The organism is Ferrigenium straubiae, assembly GCF_051257895.1.
Classification (GTDB): Bacteria; Pseudomonadota; Gammaproteobacteria; order Burkholderiales; family Gallionellaceae; genus Gallionella; species Gallionella straubiae.
On sequence record NZ_CP194331.1, the window covers coordinates 502,771 to 520,568 of the forward strand.

General features: G+C 59.5%; 13 protein-coding genes and 1 pseudogene. 13 read left to right on the top strand and 1 reads right to left on the bottom strand.

What is annotated here, in order from left to right:
* Positions 1–2: 2 nt before the first annotated feature.
* The 3 genes from ACRRNM_RS02295 to ACRRNM_RS02305 are packed head-to-tail and all read left to right on the top strand — an operon-like array spanning position 3 to position 1,745.
* Positions 3–680, top strand: coding sequence for an energy transducer TonB (locus ACRRNM_RS02295; RefSeq protein ID WP_435626634.1), 678 nt, complete (start codon positions 3–5; stop codon positions 678–680).
* Positions 680–1,336, top strand: coding sequence for a MotA/TolQ/ExbB proton channel family protein (locus tag ACRRNM_RS02300; RefSeq protein WP_435626635.1), 657 nt, complete (start codon positions 680–682; stop codon positions 1,334–1,336). The genes ACRRNM_RS02295 and ACRRNM_RS02300 overlap by 1 nt, the downstream gene beginning before the upstream one ends.
* Before the next feature lies 1 nt (position 1,337).
* The gene (locus ACRRNM_RS02305; protein ID WP_435626636.1) at positions 1,338–1,745 is read left to right on the top strand and encodes an ExbD/TolR family protein; all 408 of its coding nucleotides are present in this window, start codon (positions 1,338–1,340) and stop codon (positions 1,743–1,745) included.
* Positions 1,746–1,823: 78 nt separating this feature from the next.
* On the opposite strand, the pseudogene ACRRNM_RS02310 reads toward ACRRNM_RS02305, so the two are convergent.
* A pseudogene (locus ACRRNM_RS02310) lies at positions 1,824–3,400 on the bottom strand (DEAD/DEAH box helicase).
* Positions 3,401–4,058: 658 nt separating this feature from the next.
* On the opposite strand from ACRRNM_RS02310, the gene ACRRNM_RS02315 reads away from it, so the two are divergent.
* From ACRRNM_RS02315 to ACRRNM_RS02360, 10 genes are all read left to right on the top strand, one after another.
* Complete coding sequence (locus ACRRNM_RS02315) at positions 4,059–4,844, top strand: ABC transporter permease (protein WP_435626637.1); 786 nt, start codon at positions 4,059–4,061, stop codon at positions 4,842–4,844.
* Positions 4,841–5,506 carry an ABC transporter ATP-binding protein gene (locus ACRRNM_RS02320; protein ID WP_435626638.1) on the top strand — a complete coding sequence of 222 codons (666 nt, stop codon included), beginning with the start codon at positions 4,841–4,843 and terminating at the stop codon, positions 5,504–5,506. Before ACRRNM_RS02315 ends, ACRRNM_RS02320 begins: the two co-directional genes overlap by 4 nt.
* A complete protein-coding gene (locus ACRRNM_RS02325; protein ID WP_435626639.1) occupies positions 5,503–6,666 on the top strand; it encodes a chain-length determining protein in 1,164 nt (387 codons plus the stop codon). Before ACRRNM_RS02320 ends, ACRRNM_RS02325 begins: the two co-directional genes overlap by 4 nt.
* 314 nt (positions 6,667–6,980) lie before the next feature.
* On the top strand, positions 6,981–8,483 hold the full coding sequence (locus ACRRNM_RS02330) for a polysaccharide biosynthesis/export family protein (protein ID WP_435626640.1): 1,503 nt from the start codon (positions 6,981–6,983) through the stop codon (positions 8,481–8,483).
* Positions 8,484–8,510: 27 nt separating this feature from the next.
* Positions 8,511–9,068: a dTDP-4-dehydrorhamnose 3,5-epimerase gene (gene rfbC, locus ACRRNM_RS02335; protein WP_435626641.1), complete on the top strand. Its 558-nt coding sequence runs from the start codon at positions 8,511–8,513 to the stop codon at positions 9,066–9,068.
* Between the two features lie 9 nt (positions 9,069–9,077).
* Positions 9,078–9,971, top strand: coding sequence for a glucose-1-phosphate thymidylyltransferase RfbA (gene rfbA / locus ACRRNM_RS02340; RefSeq protein ID WP_435626642.1), 894 nt, complete (start codon positions 9,078–9,080; stop codon positions 9,969–9,971).
* Positions 9,972–10,006: 35 nt separating this feature from the next.
* The gene (locus ACRRNM_RS02345; RefSeq protein ID WP_435626643.1) at positions 10,007–14,578 is read left to right on the top strand and encodes a glycosyltransferase; all 4,572 of its coding nucleotides are present in this window, start codon (positions 10,007–10,009) and stop codon (positions 14,576–14,578) included.
* Positions 14,575–15,603: a hypothetical protein gene (locus tag ACRRNM_RS02350; protein WP_435626644.1), complete on the top strand. Its 1,029-nt coding sequence runs from the start codon at positions 14,575–14,577 to the stop codon at positions 15,601–15,603. The genes ACRRNM_RS02345 and ACRRNM_RS02350 overlap by 4 nt, the downstream gene beginning before the upstream one ends.
* 41 nt (positions 15,604–15,644) lie before the next feature.
* Positions 15,645–16,607 carry a sulfotransferase family 2 domain-containing protein gene (locus ACRRNM_RS02355; protein WP_435626645.1) on the top strand — a complete coding sequence of 321 codons (963 nt, stop codon included), beginning with the start codon at positions 15,645–15,647 and terminating at the stop codon, positions 16,605–16,607.
* 72 nt (positions 16,608–16,679) lie between these two features.
* The gene (locus ACRRNM_RS02360; protein ID WP_435626646.1) at positions 16,680–17,615 is read left to right on the top strand and encodes a hypothetical protein; all 936 of its coding nucleotides are present in this window, start codon (positions 16,680–16,682) and stop codon (positions 17,613–17,615) included.
* Positions 17,616–17,798 lie beyond the last annotated feature (183 nt).

Sequence of the window (17,798 nt, forward strand, 5' to 3'; positions counted from 1 at the left end):
CCATGAGCTCGCTGGCCTACCCACCCCTGATGACCATGATGAATCCGGCAGATTTGCAATTGCGCGACCGCTCGCTGATCGTGGCATTGGTGGTGCTCGCGCATGTCCTGGTGCTGTGGTTTCTGATGGCTGCCCCCAGCCTTCCCACGTCGAGGCATCAGGAAATGTCGGTCAGCTTTGCGGCCATGCCCAGCCCGCCGCAACCCGTTGCAGCGGAGCCGAAGCCGCAACCCAAACCCGAGCCCAAGCCGGCCGAGAAACCCAGGCCGGTGGAAAAGCGTGCTCAGCCCTCGCCGGAGGTTACGACGCCCATCGTGCCTGAGCAGACGCCGGTGCCGACCGAAGTCAGCAGCGCGCCCCCGCAGCCAGTGGCCACGCCGCCCGGCCTGCCGGATCGCGAACCGGACTACCAGGCGGCGTACCTGAAAAACCCGGTTCCCGCCTATCCGATGGTGGCGCGGCGCATGGGCTGGCAGGGCAAGGTGGTGTTGAATGTCGAGGTGCTGGCAAGCGGCCTGCCCGGCGAAGTCAGGCTGCACCAGAGCAGCGGGCATGACGTGCTGGACAAGGCTGCGATGCAGGCGGTGCGCGGCTGGAAATTTGCTCCGGCGCGCCAGGGCGGGCAGGTGATTACCAAGTGGTTTCTGGTTCCGATTCCGTTTATTTTGAAAGAGGATTGATGATGCAGTTATTCAGCAGTGATTCGATTGTTGTCGGCGCCACGCTTCTCGTGCTGCTGCTCTGTTCGGTGACCACCTGGTCTATCGTGGGGTACAAATTGCTGCAGCGCAGCCGCAACAACAAACAGGACAGCGCTTTTGCGCAGCAATTCTGGGACTCGCCCGACTGGAAGAGCGCCGAGCGGGTGAGCGAACAGCATGAAGGGCAGCTTGCCAGCCTTGCGCGTTCAGCTTTCACCGCCTTGAGGGAAATGGCCAGCGGCAAGACCGATCTCAAGCATGCGGGTGCCCCGCAGGAACTAATGGAAAACGCCCTGCGCCAGCAGATCCGCAACCTGCAGCGCAAGGGGGAGAGCGGTTTGGCCGAACTGGCCGGCATCGGATCCACCTCGCCCTTCATCGGGCTGTTCGGCACGGTGTGGGGCATCATGCATGCGTTGCAGGAAATCGGCAAAACCGGATCGGCTAGCCTGGACGTGGTGGCGGGGCCGATCGGCGAGGCGCTGATCGCGACGGCCTTCGGCATCGCGGCCGCGTTGCCCGCGGTGCTGGCCTACAACTATTTCCTGCGCCGCCTGCGGCTGAACCTCACGGATTTCGAGAATTTCGCGGACGACTTCGCGAGGCTGGCGCGCAAATACGACTACAAGGTGTGACATGGCCTTCCATACTCAGTCCGATCAGGAAATGATGAGCGAGATCAACGTCACGCCGCTGGTGGACGTGATGCTGGTGTTGCTGGTGGTGTTCATTGTTACCGCGCCGCTGCTGTCGCAGTCGCTGGAAGTGAAGCTGCCCAAGACGGCCGCGGTGGATACGCGCATGGACTCCAAGCAGCAGGTGGTCACCATTGATGCGGAAGGCAAGATCACGCTCGAGAGCATTGCGCTGGACGACAAGAAACTGGCCGAGCAGCTTGCCGAGGCGGCGGCGGGTAAGGACGATTTCGAATTGCATGTCCACGCCGACGAGGCTGTCAATTACGGGCGCGTGGCGCAGGTCATGGCGATCGCGCAACACGCCGGGGTGAGCAAGCTGTCGTTCATGACGATGGCGGGGCAATAGGCGGTTTTCTTAGCCTGTAGTTCAATAATGAAAAAGGCACGCCGAGGCGTGCCTTTTTTGTTTACCGGGTATTAACCCCTACCACTTGTTGCCACTGTTGTGGCCGCGCCCCAGCGAGAAGCTTGGGCGGTCGCCGTTGCGGCGCGGGGCGCTGTTGTTGCTGCCGCGGTTGGCGTTGCCGAAGCTGCGTTCCTGGCTGCGACCCTGGCCACCGAAACCTTGTCCGGCACCTTGGGCATGACCTTCCTTGCGGCCGGCATGGTTGTGGCGGCTGTCCGGTGCGCTGTGATGGAAACCCGTGCCGCGAGGCTGTCCTGGGCCTCCTGAGGTACCAAAGGAGGAAGGTTTGTCGTTGCCGGTGAAGGCCGTGCTGCGGTTGCCGCCAAAACCGCCGTTGCGGTTACCACCATAGCCTTGGCTGTTGCCGTTGCCGCGATTTCCGCCGAAGCCGCCGCCACGCGGGCCGCCGTTGCCGCGCGGGCGATCCGAGGACGGGCCGGTGCGCAGCTTGTATTTCGGCTCCAGCCCTTCGATGGTGTGCATCTGGATGCGCTGCTCGGTGTAGCGTTCGATGCGCTTCAGCAACAGCGCGTCGCGGTTCGATGCGAACGAGATGGCGATGCCGGATGCGCCGCCGCGGCCCGTGCGCCCGATGCGGTGCACATAGTCCTCGGCCTGCTTGGGCAGATCGAAGTTGATCACGTGCGAAATCCCGGCGACGTCGAGTCCGCGCGCCGCCACGTCGGTGGCGACCAGCACGCGCAGGTTGCCGTTGCGCATGTTGAGCAGGGTGCGGTTGCGTTCGCGCTGGCTCATGTCGCCGTGCAATGCCGCAACGGAGTGTCCCTGTGCGGACAGTTGGTCGGCGAGGCCGTCGGCGTCGCGCTTGGTGGCGGTGAACACCAGAGCTTGGTTGATATCTACGCCGGTCAGCAGGTGGCTGAGCAGCTTGTTCTTGTGCGCCACGTCGTCGGCGAACATCATGCGTTGCTCGATATTTTCGTGCTTATCTTTGGCGGCCGAGACGGAAATTTTCTTCGGTTCCTTGAGCAGGCGCGAAGCGAGGTTGCCGACCACGCCTTCCAGCGTCGCGGAGAACAGCAGGGTCTGGCGTGTCTTGGGCGTGGCTGCGGCGATGCGCTCCACGTCATCAACGAAACCCATGTCCAGCATGCGGTCCGCTTCGTCGAGAATCAGCATTTCCAGGCGCGAGAAATCGATGCGCCCGCGCTCCAGATGGTCGATGAGGCGTCCCGGCGTCGCGGCGTCGCGACCAGGATATCGACATGGCCGGACAGCAAACGGTTCTGCACCGGGTAAGGCATGCCGCCCAGGATGCTGATGATCTTGAAACGCATGTTCTTGCCGTACTTGGTTGCGGCATCGCACACCTGTTGCGCCAGTTCACGGGTCGGGGTCAGCACCAGCACGCGCGGGCCTTTGCCGGGCAGCGCGGAAGGCGTGGCCAGGCGGTTCAGCGCGGGCAGGATGAAGGCGGCGGTCTTGCCGCTGCCGGTCTGTGCCGAGGCCATCAGGTCGTGGCCAGCGATGACTTCGGGAATGGCCTGCGCCTGGATGGGCGTAGGCTCGGTATAGCCGGTGTCGGCAATCGCCTTGAGGATGGCGGGATGTAAATTCAATTCTTCAAATGTCATGGTGCTTCCTAGAAAAAAGGCAAGCGCAGGCGGAAAACAACACCCAGGGAAGGTGCGGCAGATAGACCGGCGCATAAAACATCGTCGCTAACCGGAAAACCCAGAATTTCTTGATGAGTTTTTTAGACAGGCGCGATTTGCATGCGCGCGAGAGATAGGTCAGGAAACGATGAACCAATGCCGTCAGGAAATTTCCTGAATGACGGCAAGGCGCGCATTATACGGATGGAAAAAATAAAAGCCAGCGATATTTTCCCGGCGCAGGCGTCCGCCTCGGCAATATGCGGCATAGAGTTTATTTTTGCACTGCTCCCGAGGGGCGAAACCTGAAAAAAATCAGCGCCAAGCCTGTAGGCCCGGCCGCTTCCTACGGTTAACCCCTACCTTTTAAGTAAAGCCTCCGCCTTAGTCAAATGCGGATTCCACCTTAGTGCGTTAAGCCGGTGTTTAGCCAAAACTTGCATCCATGAATTTGCATGGGACGGCCAGTTGGATCCGGGATAAGCAACGGCATTCGCATCAACTAAGTAAATGCCCCCCATGCGCTTTGAGGGAAAACCTTTAGTGCGAGGTTGAAAATGGTTATGCAGGTAGCATGCGCCGGATGTTCCGGAGCAATGGGTTTGTCTGAAGCATGGCGGGTGCGGTGGTGATGTCCATGGATACCACGCGCACTCCTGCCGCCATCATGCTTTCCGTCTGGAAGGCGCTCTTCCTGCGCGAGGCGCTCAGCCGCCTGTCGGCAGGCCGGGCCGCCTGGTTGTGGCTGTTGTTGGAGCCGGTGGCCCATGTCGTTTTCCTGATGTCCATTTTTACCATTATCCGCATGCATGTGGTGGGGGGCGTCGATGCCGCCGTTTGGCTGATGGTTGGGCTGATGGCCTTCTTCATGTTCAAGCGGACTGCCATCCAGGCCCAGAATGCCGTGGATGCCAATCAGGCGCTGTTTGCCTATCGTCAGGTCAAGCCGGTCGACACTGTGCTGGTGCGCGCCGCTCTCGAGGGATTCCTGATGGTGCTGGTGGCGATCGTTCTCTTCGGCGGTGCGGGTTTATTCGGGCTGGGCATCGTTCCCGCCGATCCACTGGCCGTGCTGGAGGCTTTGGCCAGCCTGTGGCTGATGGGGTTGGGCTTCGGGTTGACGGCCTCGGTGGCGATTGAGCTTGTACCGGAGTTGGGCAAATTTCTCGGGTTTGCCATGACCCCCATGTATTTTTTTTCCGGCGTCGTTTTTCCTGTTTCCAGTGTACCGCAGCCTTACCGTGACTGGCTCCTGCTCAATCCGGTGGTGCATAGCCTGGAAGCCGCCCGGCTGGGGTTTGCGCCGTATTACTATGCCGTGCCCGGATTGAGCATGACCTATGCCTACAGCTTTGCACTGGCGGGTATTTTTCTCGGGCTGGCGTTGCATGTTCGTTTTGCCGCGAGGTTGATAGCAAAATGATACTGGTCGAGGGTGTCCATAAACGCTACCAGACCGACCGCGGGCCGGGTAAATGGGTTTTGCGGGATGTCTCGTTCGTTATCCCGCCCAGGGTCAACGTGGGGCTGGTCGGGTGCAACGGCGCGGGCAAATCCACCCTGTTGAACCTGATCGGCGGGACCGATATGCCCTCGCGCGGGCGCATCGAGCGCCGCTGCCGTGTCTCGTGGCCGATGGGGATCGGCGGCGGCCTGCAAGGCTCGCTTACCGGCAGGCAAAACGCAAAATTCATCTGCCGCATTCACGGCCGCGAGGAAGACATTCCCGGACACATGGCTTTCATCCAGGACTTCGCCGAGATCGGCGACGCCTTCGATGCACCGGTCAAGACTTACTCCTCGGGGATGCAGGCGAGGCTGAAATTTGCCGCCTCGCTGGCCTTCGACTTCGACACCTACATTTCCGACGAACTCACCGCGGTGGGGGATGCCGTCTTCAAGAAAAAGGCCGGGCAGGCATTCCAGAAATTGGCCGATCGTGCCGGTTTGGTCATGGTTTCCCATCAGGAGGCGACGTTGAAGGAGTTTTGCACGGCCGGTATCTGGCTGCACGAGGGGTGCGCGCACTGGTTCGACGACATAAACGACGCACTCAAGAACTACAGGGAGAGCCTGCGTGCATGATAAATCATCTCAAATCAGGCAGGTTCGCACAGGCTGCAGTATGGCTGGCGGGGTGGATTCGCGGCCGGCTGGCTCCCGCGTTGCTGCGGAATCGCGCCTTTGGCGCCGCCTTCCTTGCCTCGCTGGCTGCGGCTTTTTACTGGGGGATCGTCGCTTCGGACCGCTACGTTTCCGAAGCGCATGTCGTCATCCAGCGCACCGATCTGGCAGGCGGGCAGGCCATGGACTTTGCCGGGCCATTCGGGAACCTTGGCTCCGGGCGGGCCGACCAGTTGCTGCTGCGCGATTACCTGCTTTCCATCGATATGCTCAAGAAGCTCGATGCCAGGCTGAACCTGCGCGGCCATTACAGCGGCTGGTATCGCGACCCGCTGTCGCGCATGTGGTTCGAAGATGCGCCGCTGGAACTGTTTCACCGCCATTTCCTTTCGATGACCAGTGTGGAATTCGACGATTACGCGGGGGTGCTGGTCATCAAGGCGCAGGGTTACGATCCCCAAATGGCCCATGCGCTTGCCGCCATGCTGGTGGAAGAGGGTGAGCATTACATGAATGCCATGGCACACGACCTTGCGCGGGATCAGGTGGCCTTTCTCGAAAAACAGGCCGGCGACATGAGCGCGCGCACCCTCCGCACACGGCGGGAGGTGCTGGATTACCAGAATCGCAAGGGGCTGGTTTCTCCGCAGGGCACGGTGGAAAACCTCGCCGCCATCATCGGGCGCCTCGAGGCGCAGCTCGCCGACCTGCAAACCCGGCGCACCGGCATGCTGGGTTATCTGATGCCCGACAGCCCCAACATCGCCGAGCTTAATTTGCAGATCGGCGCGATTGAGAAACAGATCAGGCAGGAACAGGCGCGGCTGGTTTCACCCAACGGCAAGATGCTCAACAGCGTCGTGGAAGAATTCCAGCGCCTGCAAATGAATGCCGATTTCGCACAGGACGTATACAAGACCGCCCTGGTCGCGCTGGAAAAGGGGCGCATCGAGGCGACGCGCACATTGAAGAAGGTGTCCGTACTGCAGGCGCCCACCGAGCCGCAATATCCGCTCGAACCGCGCCGGCTGTACAACACCGTTGTTTTCACCCTGATTGCCCTGTTGCTGGCAGGCGTCGTGCAATTGCTCGACGCCATCATCCGCGACCACAAGGACTGAGCCATGATCCTGCTAACCTCAGTTAGCCACGGATTCAGACGGATGAGCACGGATAAAACCCTGCCCATTGTTCATCCGGGTCAATCCGTGTTCATCAGCGGCCTATGCGCGCTGTTTCTTTTCATGTCCGCGCCAGGCGCATTTGCCGCCAGTGGCGACCCGTTCAGCGTGGATCAGGCGCTCAGCTTGCGCCTGGATCGTCCCGAATCAGCCGTGCGGCCTGCCGCACCGGCCTCCCCTTTGGCCCCCGTTGCGGAGATCCCCCCCCCCTGCCTCCGCAGCGCCTCGACTATTCCGCCAATCTGAATAGTGATGTGTTCGGGGCCAATCTCTTCACCGGCGCCTTCGCCCGCCAGGGCGCCACCCAGTTCAACCCCGACTACGCCGTGGCGGTAGGCGACAACATCCAGGTGAGGTTGTGGGGCGCCTTCGAATACGACGCCGTGCTTACCGTCGATCCCAAGGGCAACATTTTCCTTCCCCATGTAGGTCCGGTGCAGGTATTGGGCGTGCGTAATCAGGATATCCAGGGACTGGTGGAAGCCGCCATCGGCAAGGTGTTCCGCACCAACGTCTATGGCTACGCCAGCCTTGCCGCCGCCCAGCCGGTGCGCATTTTCGTGGGCGGCTTCGTTTACCGCCCCGGCCTTTACAGCGGCACCAGCATGGACAGCCTGCTGCACTACCTCGACCAGGCCGGCGGCATCGACCCGGAGCGCGGCTCCTTCCTCGATGTCCAGGTCAAGCGCGGCAGCCAGGTCCGCGCCACCGTCAGCCTGTACGACTTCCTGCTTCAAGGGCGCATGCCGCTCACCCAGTTGGCCGACGGCGATGTCATTTTTGTTGCGCCGCGCCAGAACACGCTCAAGGTAAGCGGCCTGGCAGAAAACGCCAGGCGTTTCGAGTTTGGCGGCGCCACCTATGCGATGGCCGACCTGCTCAAGATCGCCAAACCCGGCGCCCAGGCCACCCATGTGCGGGTGGTGCGCAACACCGGCACGGTGAAGAACACCGAGTATTACCCGCTGGCCGATGCCACACGGGTGGTTCTGCAAAACGGCGACGAGCTCGAATTCACCGCCGACAAGAAACCCGGCACCATCGCCGTGCGTGTGGAAGGCGAACACGAAAGCGCGCAGGAATATGTGCTGCGCGACGGGGCAAGGCTGGGCGAACTCATCAGGCAAATCCAGCTTTCCGACCGATCCGACGCTGTCAGCCTGCAGCTTTTCCGCACGAGCGTAAAAAAACGCCAAAAACAAATGTTGCAGATATCGCTGAAAAGCCTGGAGGCCGCGGCGCTGACCGCACGCTCGGGCACCGGCGAGGAAGCGCGCCTGCGCAAGGACGAGGCCGACCTGATCCTGCAATGGGTGGAGCGCGCCAAACAAATCGAGCCATCGGGTCAGGTGCTCATCGCGCAGGCTGCCAACCGCGACGAGCTGATTCTGGAAAACGGCGACATCCTGCGCATCCCCGCCAGGGACGGCCTGGTACTGGTGAGCGGCGAAGTGCTCTTCCCCAATGCAATCGCCTTCGATGCGGCCCTGGGGCTGGAAGGTTACATCCGCCGCGCCGGCGGCTACACGCAGAGCGCCGATGCCTCGCGCGTCATCGTCGCCCACCGCGACGGCAGCTTCGACGAGGCCGCGGGTGGGGGCGGATTTTTCGGCTCAGGCGGCGGGACCGCGATACGCGCGGGAGACGAAGTGCTGGTGTTACCGAAGATCGACGTGAAGACGCGGCAGTTCTGGAAGGAAATGACCCAGATCATCTACCAGATCGCGGTGAGCGCAAAGATCATTTTCAAGTTATGAAATATTCCATGGCCAGTGGAGACAAACATGCAAATTCATGAGACCGCTCTTCCGGGGGTGTTGATCATCGAGCCTAAAGTGTTCGGCGATCAGCGGGGCTTCTTCATGGAAACATGGAACCAGGCCGGCTATGCCGTAGCCGGGCTGCCTGAGACCTTCGTGCAGGACAATCTTTCCTGCTCCAGGAAGGGGGTGCTGCGCGGCCTGCATTTCCAGAAGCCGAATTCCCAAGGCAAGCTGGTCTATGTGCTGCAGGGCGAGGTATTCGATGTCGCCGTGGATATCCGCCTTGGCTCGCCCACCTTTGGTCAGTGGGCCAGCGCCGTGCTTTCGGCCGAAAACAAGCGTCAGTTCTACATTCCGCCCGGCTTCGCCCACGGCTTCTGCGTCACCTCGGACATGGCGCTGTTTGCCTACAAATGCAACGACAAATACAACCCGCAGGCGGAAGGTAGCGTGCTGTGGAGCGATCCGGACCTTGGCATTCCGTGGCCGGTAAGCAATCCGGAGCTGTCCGGCAAGGATGCACAGGGCATCAGGTTGGCCGACATCCAGACAAGCCGTTTACCCCAATATGGAAGGTGAATATTTGCCATGACGACCTCTATCTCTCGCAAGGGAATTATCCTGGCCGGTGGCTCCGGTTCGCGTTTGCATCCGTTGACGCTGGTGATGTCCAAGCAGCTCCTGCCGGTTTACGACAAGCCGATGATCTACTACCCCCTGTCCACCTTGATGCTGGCCGGGATACGCGACATATTGATCATCTCCACGCCGCAGGATACGCCGCGCTTCGAACAACTGCTGGGTGACGGCAGCGAGTGGGGGCTGAACCTGCAGTATGCCGTGCAGCCCTCGCCGGACGGGCTGGCGCAGGCCTTCATCATCGGGCGGGAATTCATCGGCAACCATCCCTCCGCGCTGATCCTGGGCGACAACATCTTTTACGGGCACAGCCTGCACACTGCGCTGGAGCACGCGATGGAAAGGATCGATGGGGCGACGGTGTTCGCCTACCATGTGCATGATCCGCAGCGCTACGGCGTGGTGGCCTTCGACGATGAGGGGCGCGTCGTCTCGCTGGAAGAAAAGCCGGCGCGGCCAAAATCGAACTATGCGGTAACCGGCCTGTATTTCTACGACAACCGGGTCGCCGACATCGCCGCCAGTCTCAAGCCGTCGGCGCGCGGCGAGCTCGAGATTACCGACATCAACCGCATCTACCTGGAGCGCCGGCAGCTCTCCGTCGAAATCATGAGCCGCGGCTACGCCTGGCTGGACACCGGCACCCACGAGAGCCTGATCGAGGCCAGCAGCTTCATCGAAACGATCGAACACCGGCAGGGTCTGAAAATCGCCTGTCCCGAGGAGATCGCCTTCCGCAAGGGATTCATTGCCGCGGAGCAGCTGGAAAAACTGGCGCAACCCCTGTCCAAGAACGGTTATGGCCGGTACCTGGCCTCGATTCTTACCGAGACCATACGTTGATCCAGGCATCCGACATGTGTTCCAGAGAACCGAAAATGCGCAGCGGAAAAAAATCCATCACTGTCGTCCTGGGGATGCACAGGGGCGGCACCAGTGCCATTACCCGGGGGCTTCAGACGCTGGGCGTCGATCTGGGTGAACGCCTCGTACCGCCGGCAGCGGACAATGACGAGATGGCGGTATTTGAGGATGCCGATGTAAAAGCCATCAATATCGAATTGCTCAACGCTCTCGGCCGGGAATGGCATACCCTTGCCCCGGTGCCGGCCGGCGAACTGCTGCACGAGAAATATGCCGGCCTCCGGTTGCGGGCAATCGAACTGCTCAGGTCGCGATTGCAGGATGCGGATCATTTCGGCCTCAAGGATCCGCGCCTGAGCCGCCTGCTACCGTTCTGGAAAAGGGTTTTCGAGCATCTGCGGCTGGACATCTCTTATGTAATAGCCGTCAGGAACCCGCTCAGCGTGGCCAAGTCCCTGGAAGCGAAATACAGGCTTCCCCACGAGAAGAGCCATTATCTCTGGCTTCAGCACATGCTGCCCTGCGTGCTTCTCACGCAAGGCGCGCGCCGGGTGCTGGTCGACTTCGATCTTCTGCTGGACAACCCGCAGCAAGAGTTTTCCAGAATGGCTGCAGCCCTGTGTCCGGATAAAACGCCGGATTCCGATCGACTGGCCGAATTCAGCAGTGAATTTCTGGATGCCCGCCTGCGGCATGCCCGTTACGAGCCCGAAGATGTCCTTGAATCCCCATCGGTTCCGGTCCCGGTCAGAACGGCGGTCATGCTGTTGGCCGAAGTTGCGGCAGACCGGCTAAGCTTGGATTCGGAGGAAGTTGCCGGAGTATTCGGGAATCTTGCCGGGCAGATGGCAGGCATGGCGCAAGCCATGAATTATCTCTTGCAGCTGGATGGCATCATTGCCGGCGCGAACCGCGAATTGGCGGACCGGAGCAATCGCGTTGGCATGTTGGGGCAGGGCGTTACTGCGCGCGACAGCCAGATCGCCGCGCTGAAGCAAACGGCAGCAGAGAGTGAGGTGCGGATGGCTGCACTCAGTCAGGGCATGGCCGAGCACGATGCGCAGATTGCGGCCTTGGCGCAAACGATTGGGGAACGGGAAGCCAGGATAGTTGAGCTCAGCCAAGGCATTGCCGGGCGCGACGGAGAGATGGCCGCCTTGGCACAAACAGCCGAGGCGCGTGAAGCCCGGATAGCTGCACTCGACCGGGATATGACTGAGCGCGAGGGCTCGATTGCTGCGCTGACACAAACAGCCAAGGAGCACAAAGCGCAAATTTCTCTGCTCAATCGGGATATAGCCGAGCGCGATGGCTGGATTATCGCGCAGGCGCAAACGGACAAGGAGCATAAGGCTCAAATAGTGTCGCTTAGCCAGGATATTGCCGAACGGGATAAACGGATCGAAGCGCTGATTGAAACAGTAAGGCAGTGCAGAACCCATATGGCCGGACTCACCCAAGGCATTGCCGAGCGCGACGACCGGATTGAAACGCTGCTGAAAACGGTTGAAGAGCGAAATGCGCTTATGGCTGCGCTGACACAGGGCATGGCGGGGCGCGAGGGGCAGATTGCGGAGCTGATGAAAACGGCATGGGAACGCGAAGCGCAGACAGATGCGCTCAGCCAGGCCATGGCTGAGCGGGATGAGCGGATTGCGGAGCTGATGCAGACAGCAGAGGAACGCGAAGCGCAGATGAATGCGCTTAGCCAGGATATGACCGGGCGCGATGGGCGGATCGAAGCGCTGCTGCAAGACAGCGCCAGGCAAGGCGCGGCTATCCGGCAATTGCGCATCGGCGCAATCCGGGACGGTTACCGCCTTGAACAGGCGCGATCTTCCTTTGGATGGAAGCTTTTCAGGCCGGTGCGGATGGTCAAAGGCCTGCTACCCATCCTTGGCCGCAAGCTTGGCATCGATCTGCTCCCGCTCGAACACCTGAAACGGAACGGATGCGAGTGGCTGCCGGCCGGGCGCGATGGCCAATTCCTGTTGATGGCCGAGCGCGCCTGGCATGGCTTGGCAGGCTGGTACTGGCTGGATGTGGATATGGCGGCCGAGCGGCCAATCGAGGCGCGGCTATGTTTCGATACCGGTGCAGGGTTCGATCCGTCGCTGGCCATCAAGCTGCTGCTTGCCGGTAGAGGTGCACAGCGGATCCCGCTTTTGGTTCCCTCCGGATGCTGCGACATCCGCCTCGATCTCTTTGATATGCCCGAAAAGTTCGGCTTGTCTGCGCCGCGTCTGAATAAATTGAGGGAGGCACCGGATTTGCCTGGGGAGTTCCTTGCACAGTCCGGCATATATGAGGCCCTCGGATGGCGCAAAGGCAACGTTACGGCGCTTGAGCCTGCAAATGGCGTTCATCGCCATGACGAGGCCGATTACTGCTGGCGTTCGCGGGGAGGCGACCCGTGGTTTGTGCTGCAGGGTATCAGCCGGAAGCTGCGCCCCGGCTGGTACATGATCGAATTGCAGATTCGTTCGGATATCGAGCGCGGCAACGCGAAGCTGTATTTCGATTATGGCGAAGGCTATAGCGAACGGACTTCGGTGGTCTTGCCGTTCAGGAGCGGCCAGGAGTCCAAGCGGTTGTGCCATTTGCCTGGCGTACCCAAACAAGTCCGTTTCGACCCTCTCGAAGGAGTGGCCAGGTTTTCCGTAGAACGCCTTAATTTTGCGCCGGTGATGGCTGTGTTTGCGTATCACCGCATATTGCAGCGCCTGTGCAATCGTTATGCGCCTTACAAGAATATGTCGCTGTTGCAGATTTGGCGGGATTTGCAGGCACAGGAAGAATCCGGGAAAGTCGCCGCAAGGGAGCTGCTTTTCCAATGCTATACCCACACTTTTCTTGTTGATAGCGTTAAGGCCGGTATCAGTGACATCTACGAAAGATGGATCGCCGGCGTCGAAACCCCGGAGTTTTCCAGGCTGGACGCGCTTGCGGCATCGCCTGAGCCGTTCAAGCTCCGGCCAACTGTTTCGATAGTCATCCCTGTCTACAACACTGCAGAAAAATTCCTGCGGCAAGCCCTGGAATCGGTGCTGGCACAGGGCTATTCCTGCTGGGAACTGTGCATCGCGGACGATGCATCGACCGAGCCGCATGTCAAAGCCGTGCTTGAGGAATACATGCGGCGCGATCCGCGCATCAAGGTAGTGTTCCGCGAGGAGAACGGCCACATTTCCGCAGCCAGCAACAGCGCGCTGGCGCTGGCGACCGGTGAGTATGTGGCCCTGCTGGATCACGACGACGAATTGGCGCGCCATGCCCTGCATTTTGTGGTGGAAGCGATCAACCGGAAACCGTCTGCACAGATACTCTACAGCGACGAGGATAAAATCGGCGAGCAGGGCAATCGTTCAGATCCGCATTTCAAACCGGAGTGGAACCCCGACTTGTTTCTGTCGCAGAACTATGTCTCGCATCTGGGTGTTTACCGCCGCGAGTTGCTGCAACGCATCGGTGGGTTCCGCGACGGCGTGGAGGGCAGCCAGGATCATGACCTGTTGCTGCGCTGCCTGCCGCATGTGAAGCCTGCCGGGATCGTGCATATCCCCAAAGTGCTCTATCACTGGCGCATGGCGGAAGGGTCTACCGCTCTCAACAGCGGGGAGAAGAGCTACACCGCTGAAGCAGGCATCAAAGCCCTGGAGAACTTTTTCAGCGCGCAGGGCCGGGACGATGTGAAGGTGGAAAATGGGCTGGGGCCTAACACTTACCGGGTTCGTTATCCCGTTCCGCAACCGGAGCCGCCAGTCAGCCTGCTCATCCCAACCCGGGACAAGCGGGAGTTGCTCGAACCTTGCGTGCGCAGCATCCTCGACAAAACGACTTACCGGAATTACGAAATCGTCATCCTGGACAACGAAAGCTCCGAGCCCGCCACGCTGGAATTCTTTGAGCGCATCCAGGCAGAGGACAGCAGGGTGAGGGTGCTGGCCTACCACCGGCCGTTCAACTACTCCGCCATCAACAATTACGGGGTGCAACAAGCCAGAGGCGAACTGATCGGCCTCGTCAACAACGACATCGAAGTCATCAGTCCGGAATGGCTGGACGAGATGGCCAGCCATGCCCTGCGCCCCGAGATAGGCTGCGTGGGCGCCAAGCTGTATTACGAGGACGAAACCATCCAGCATGCCGGGGTGATCGTCGGGCTGGGAGGCGTGGCGGGACATTCGCACAAATACTTTCCGCGCGAATCATCGGGATATTTTCACCGTCTGAAGGTAATCCAGAACCTGTCGGCGGTGACGGCGGCCTGCCTGGTCGTGCGCAAGTCTGTTTATGAACAGGTGGGGGGGCTGGAGGAAGACGGCTTGCGTATTGCCTTCAACGATGTGGATTTCTGCCTCAAGGTGCGCGAGGCGGGATATCGAAATCTCTGGACCCCCTATGCGGAACTGTTCCATTACGAATCGAAGTCGCGCGGCGCAGAGGATACGCCGGAAAAGGTCAAGCGATTCCACAAGGAAATAGCGTTCGTTAAGACTAAATGGGGCGAGCTGTTGCAGAGCGATCCCTGCTACAGCCCGAATCTGACCTTGGCGAGAGAGGATTTCTCCCTGGAGGTGTCATGATGCGCACTCAAGCAAGAATCATGATGGTCTTGGCGTTTTCGGCGATCTCCGCCGCGGCCGCGGCCGCGGACATATGGTACGAAGACAACAACCTCGGCAGGCCCGGCGGCATGCCGCCGGATTTCGCCGAAAAATTCCAGCATCCGGAGACGTTCAACCATGCAAGCCGTTACATTCATGTGTACATGGTGAGAGCCAACGTGCTCGATGTCATGGACGACAGGTTTCTGGCCGGCGCGTTTTACCCCTACCTGAACAGAAACCGCATCAAGCTGGCCATAGATGCAACCGGCGCAACCTGGACGCAGACATCGGGAAGGAAAAAAATCGCTTCCGGTGAAATTCGCCTGCTTGAACGCCTCAAGCGGCTGGGCATACAGGTCGATTACATCAGCCTGCAAAGCGTTCTGTCCCAGCCTCTGGTGCTCGGGGGCACAACGGTGGATTACCCCTTGAGCAAGAGGATCGAAGATGTCGTCGCCTATGCCAAGGCAGCCCGCGCGGTTTATCCGCAGGCCCAGATCGGCATCATCGATGCGCTTCCGTCTTATAACCAAGACTACCGGCAGCCTTATCTCATGCTCAAGGATGCCCTGGCACAGGAAGGCATTCCGCTTTCATATATCCATCTGGATATGCCCTTCGATATCCCCAGGGAGCAGCGGCATGGCGTTACGTGGCAACAAGCCAGGGCAGTCGAAAGCTATGTGGAGGATGAACTGGGGTTGCGGTTCGGCCTTTTGGCCACATCGAGGAAGGGAGGGGAGATTTCCGGAAAGGCAATCCACGAGCGGACTCTGGCTGCCCAGGAGTGCTATATGGGCGCCGGGGGCACGCCAGGCGATTTCATCGTAGCAAGCTGGTTTCCCTACCCGCGGACGACCATTCCCGAAACCGCCGCCGGCGACGATTACCCGGCGATGCGTACGGTGCTGGAATTTGGCCGCCAGCTCGACCACATCGAAAAAGCAGGAGCGCAAGCCACGAATCAGGCCGCTTGGCGCGCCAAGTGCACCACACAATGAATTTGCTGGCCCATGAACCCAACGAACGAACTGAAGCTGCCATGAAGAAAATCAACTTCATTGTTCATGTCCCCAAAACCGCGGGAACCAGCTTTCGTCGTGCGCTTCATGGGAACGAACAGGTCCGCATGCTTTATGGCTACGGAAAAGAATTCCATGAGTCTGCCTGCGAGCTGGCAGGGATAAACCCCATGGAAATGACGCCCGAGAGCGAAATTTTCGATGCCGACAAATTCAATTTCATTTGCGGGCATGTCCCTTATAGCGGATATGCGCATTGCGTTCCGCCGGATGCGGTGGTGTCCATTGTCAGAAACCCGGTGGAGCGGATCGTTTCGGCGTATCAGCATGTCAAGAGGCATTATGGGTATGCGCGCAGTTTCGCGGATTTTTCCTCGGCTCCGGACAACCGGAACGTGCAGTGGAAAATGCTCGGGGAGCTAGGCAGCGAATCCGGCGCATTGATTGGCCTGACGAGTCATTACAGATATTTTGTCGGGATTTTTTCAACCAGGTTTGGACTGCCGGTGGAATCGATATTGGCGAATCGAGCGCCTGATTCCGACGCAGAGGACAGGATCAATATTCCGCCCGCCGAAATAAAGGCCGCATATCTCTACAACCAGCAGGATATCGGGTTTTTTTTCGAGAAAGTAGGCGTTTTTTCGGAGCGGGTGCGGGATGCCGGCTATAACACCGCCCCGACAAGGGACACCAACTGGAATTGCCTGATTGCCGGGGGAAAACGGATCGTCGGCTGGTTGTCCTGCGCCGAAACGGACTGCTATTTCCTGGAGATCGGCGTCAACGGCGAAAGGCGCGCCGTCATCTCGCTGGATAAGGACAGGAATGACATTTGCAGCCTGGGATTATCCGAGAGCCCGGTATGCGGCTTTAGCTATCCGCTTGCGCTGCTCGGCACCGAGGCCGGCGACAAGGTAACCGTCGGAGTGCTCGGTGCGCCCGGATTCGCCAGGACATTGCACCTGGATTGGGAGCATTGACAGAACGGATGCTGCGCGGGAGGAGCAAGCCCGATCTTCCGCAATCGTTGCATGTTGTGAGGAGGCGCGATCATGGCAGACACTATTCATTCATGGGATTGGGAAAACCGCCTTCCTCTGGAATTCGATGGCGAGGTCTATGTGAATCATGCCGGAAGCGGCGACCTTGCCAGATTTGACAAGAGAACGGCACAGCTTCACTACAAAAAACATGGCATGGCCGAAGGCCGGATATGCAGCGAGGTAAAGGGGAGAAAATATTTCATCGGCCTGGTGCCAACCGGACAGCCCATTCTCGAAATCGGCCCATTCTTTTCGCCCGCATTCAGGCGGCCGGAAGCGAATGTGTTTTACCTCGATTGCCTTCCTGCGGAATCGTTGAGAAAAAAGGCGGAAAAAATAAAGGAAGCGGCTATCGACAACATTCCCGAGATAGATTATGTCTGGTCGGGACAGCGCTATGCCGAGCTCATCGGGCGAAAATTTTCGGCCATCTATTCATCGCACAACATAGAACATCAACTCTGCCTGGTCACGCATCTGCATGACCTCGAATCCGTATTGGAGGACGAGGGAGCGGTTTTCCTGACTGTTCCGGACAAACGTTACTGCTTCGACCATTTTTTCACCGAGACGAATCTTGCGGATGTCGTCGAGGCTTGGGCGGAGGGGAAAAAGCGGCATCGCCTGAAAGATATACTGGAACATCGCTTTTTTGCCACGCACAACGAGCCGGTCATGCACTGGCAGGGAGCTCATGGCGTAAACCGTGGGGTGCTGCCGCTCGACGACAGGCAGAATGTTTCGTTCATGGCCGAACTTGAAAGGCTGTGTTCCACGGACGAATACACAGATGTGCATGCGTGGAAATTCACTCCGGCAACCTTCAGGATGTTGTTCGACAATCTGTATTCCTTGAAGCTGACCAGGCTGCGCGTTGCAAGGGTCTATCCGACAGTGAGAAACAGCAACGAGTTTTACGCTGTCCTGATTTTCGGCCGCAATTGACGATTCTTGGTGGAGGCGAACGATGAGCCTGAAAAACGCAATCGGCAAATTCAAACCCTTCGATATGCTTGTTAAGCGGGTTATTTTCCGGTTTGGCTCGGGGATGGCCCATGGCGAACGGCCTCTCGCCAACATGGCGCTGCCTCGGCTCATGCTCGGTGGCTTGTGCAGCAAGGTACGCCG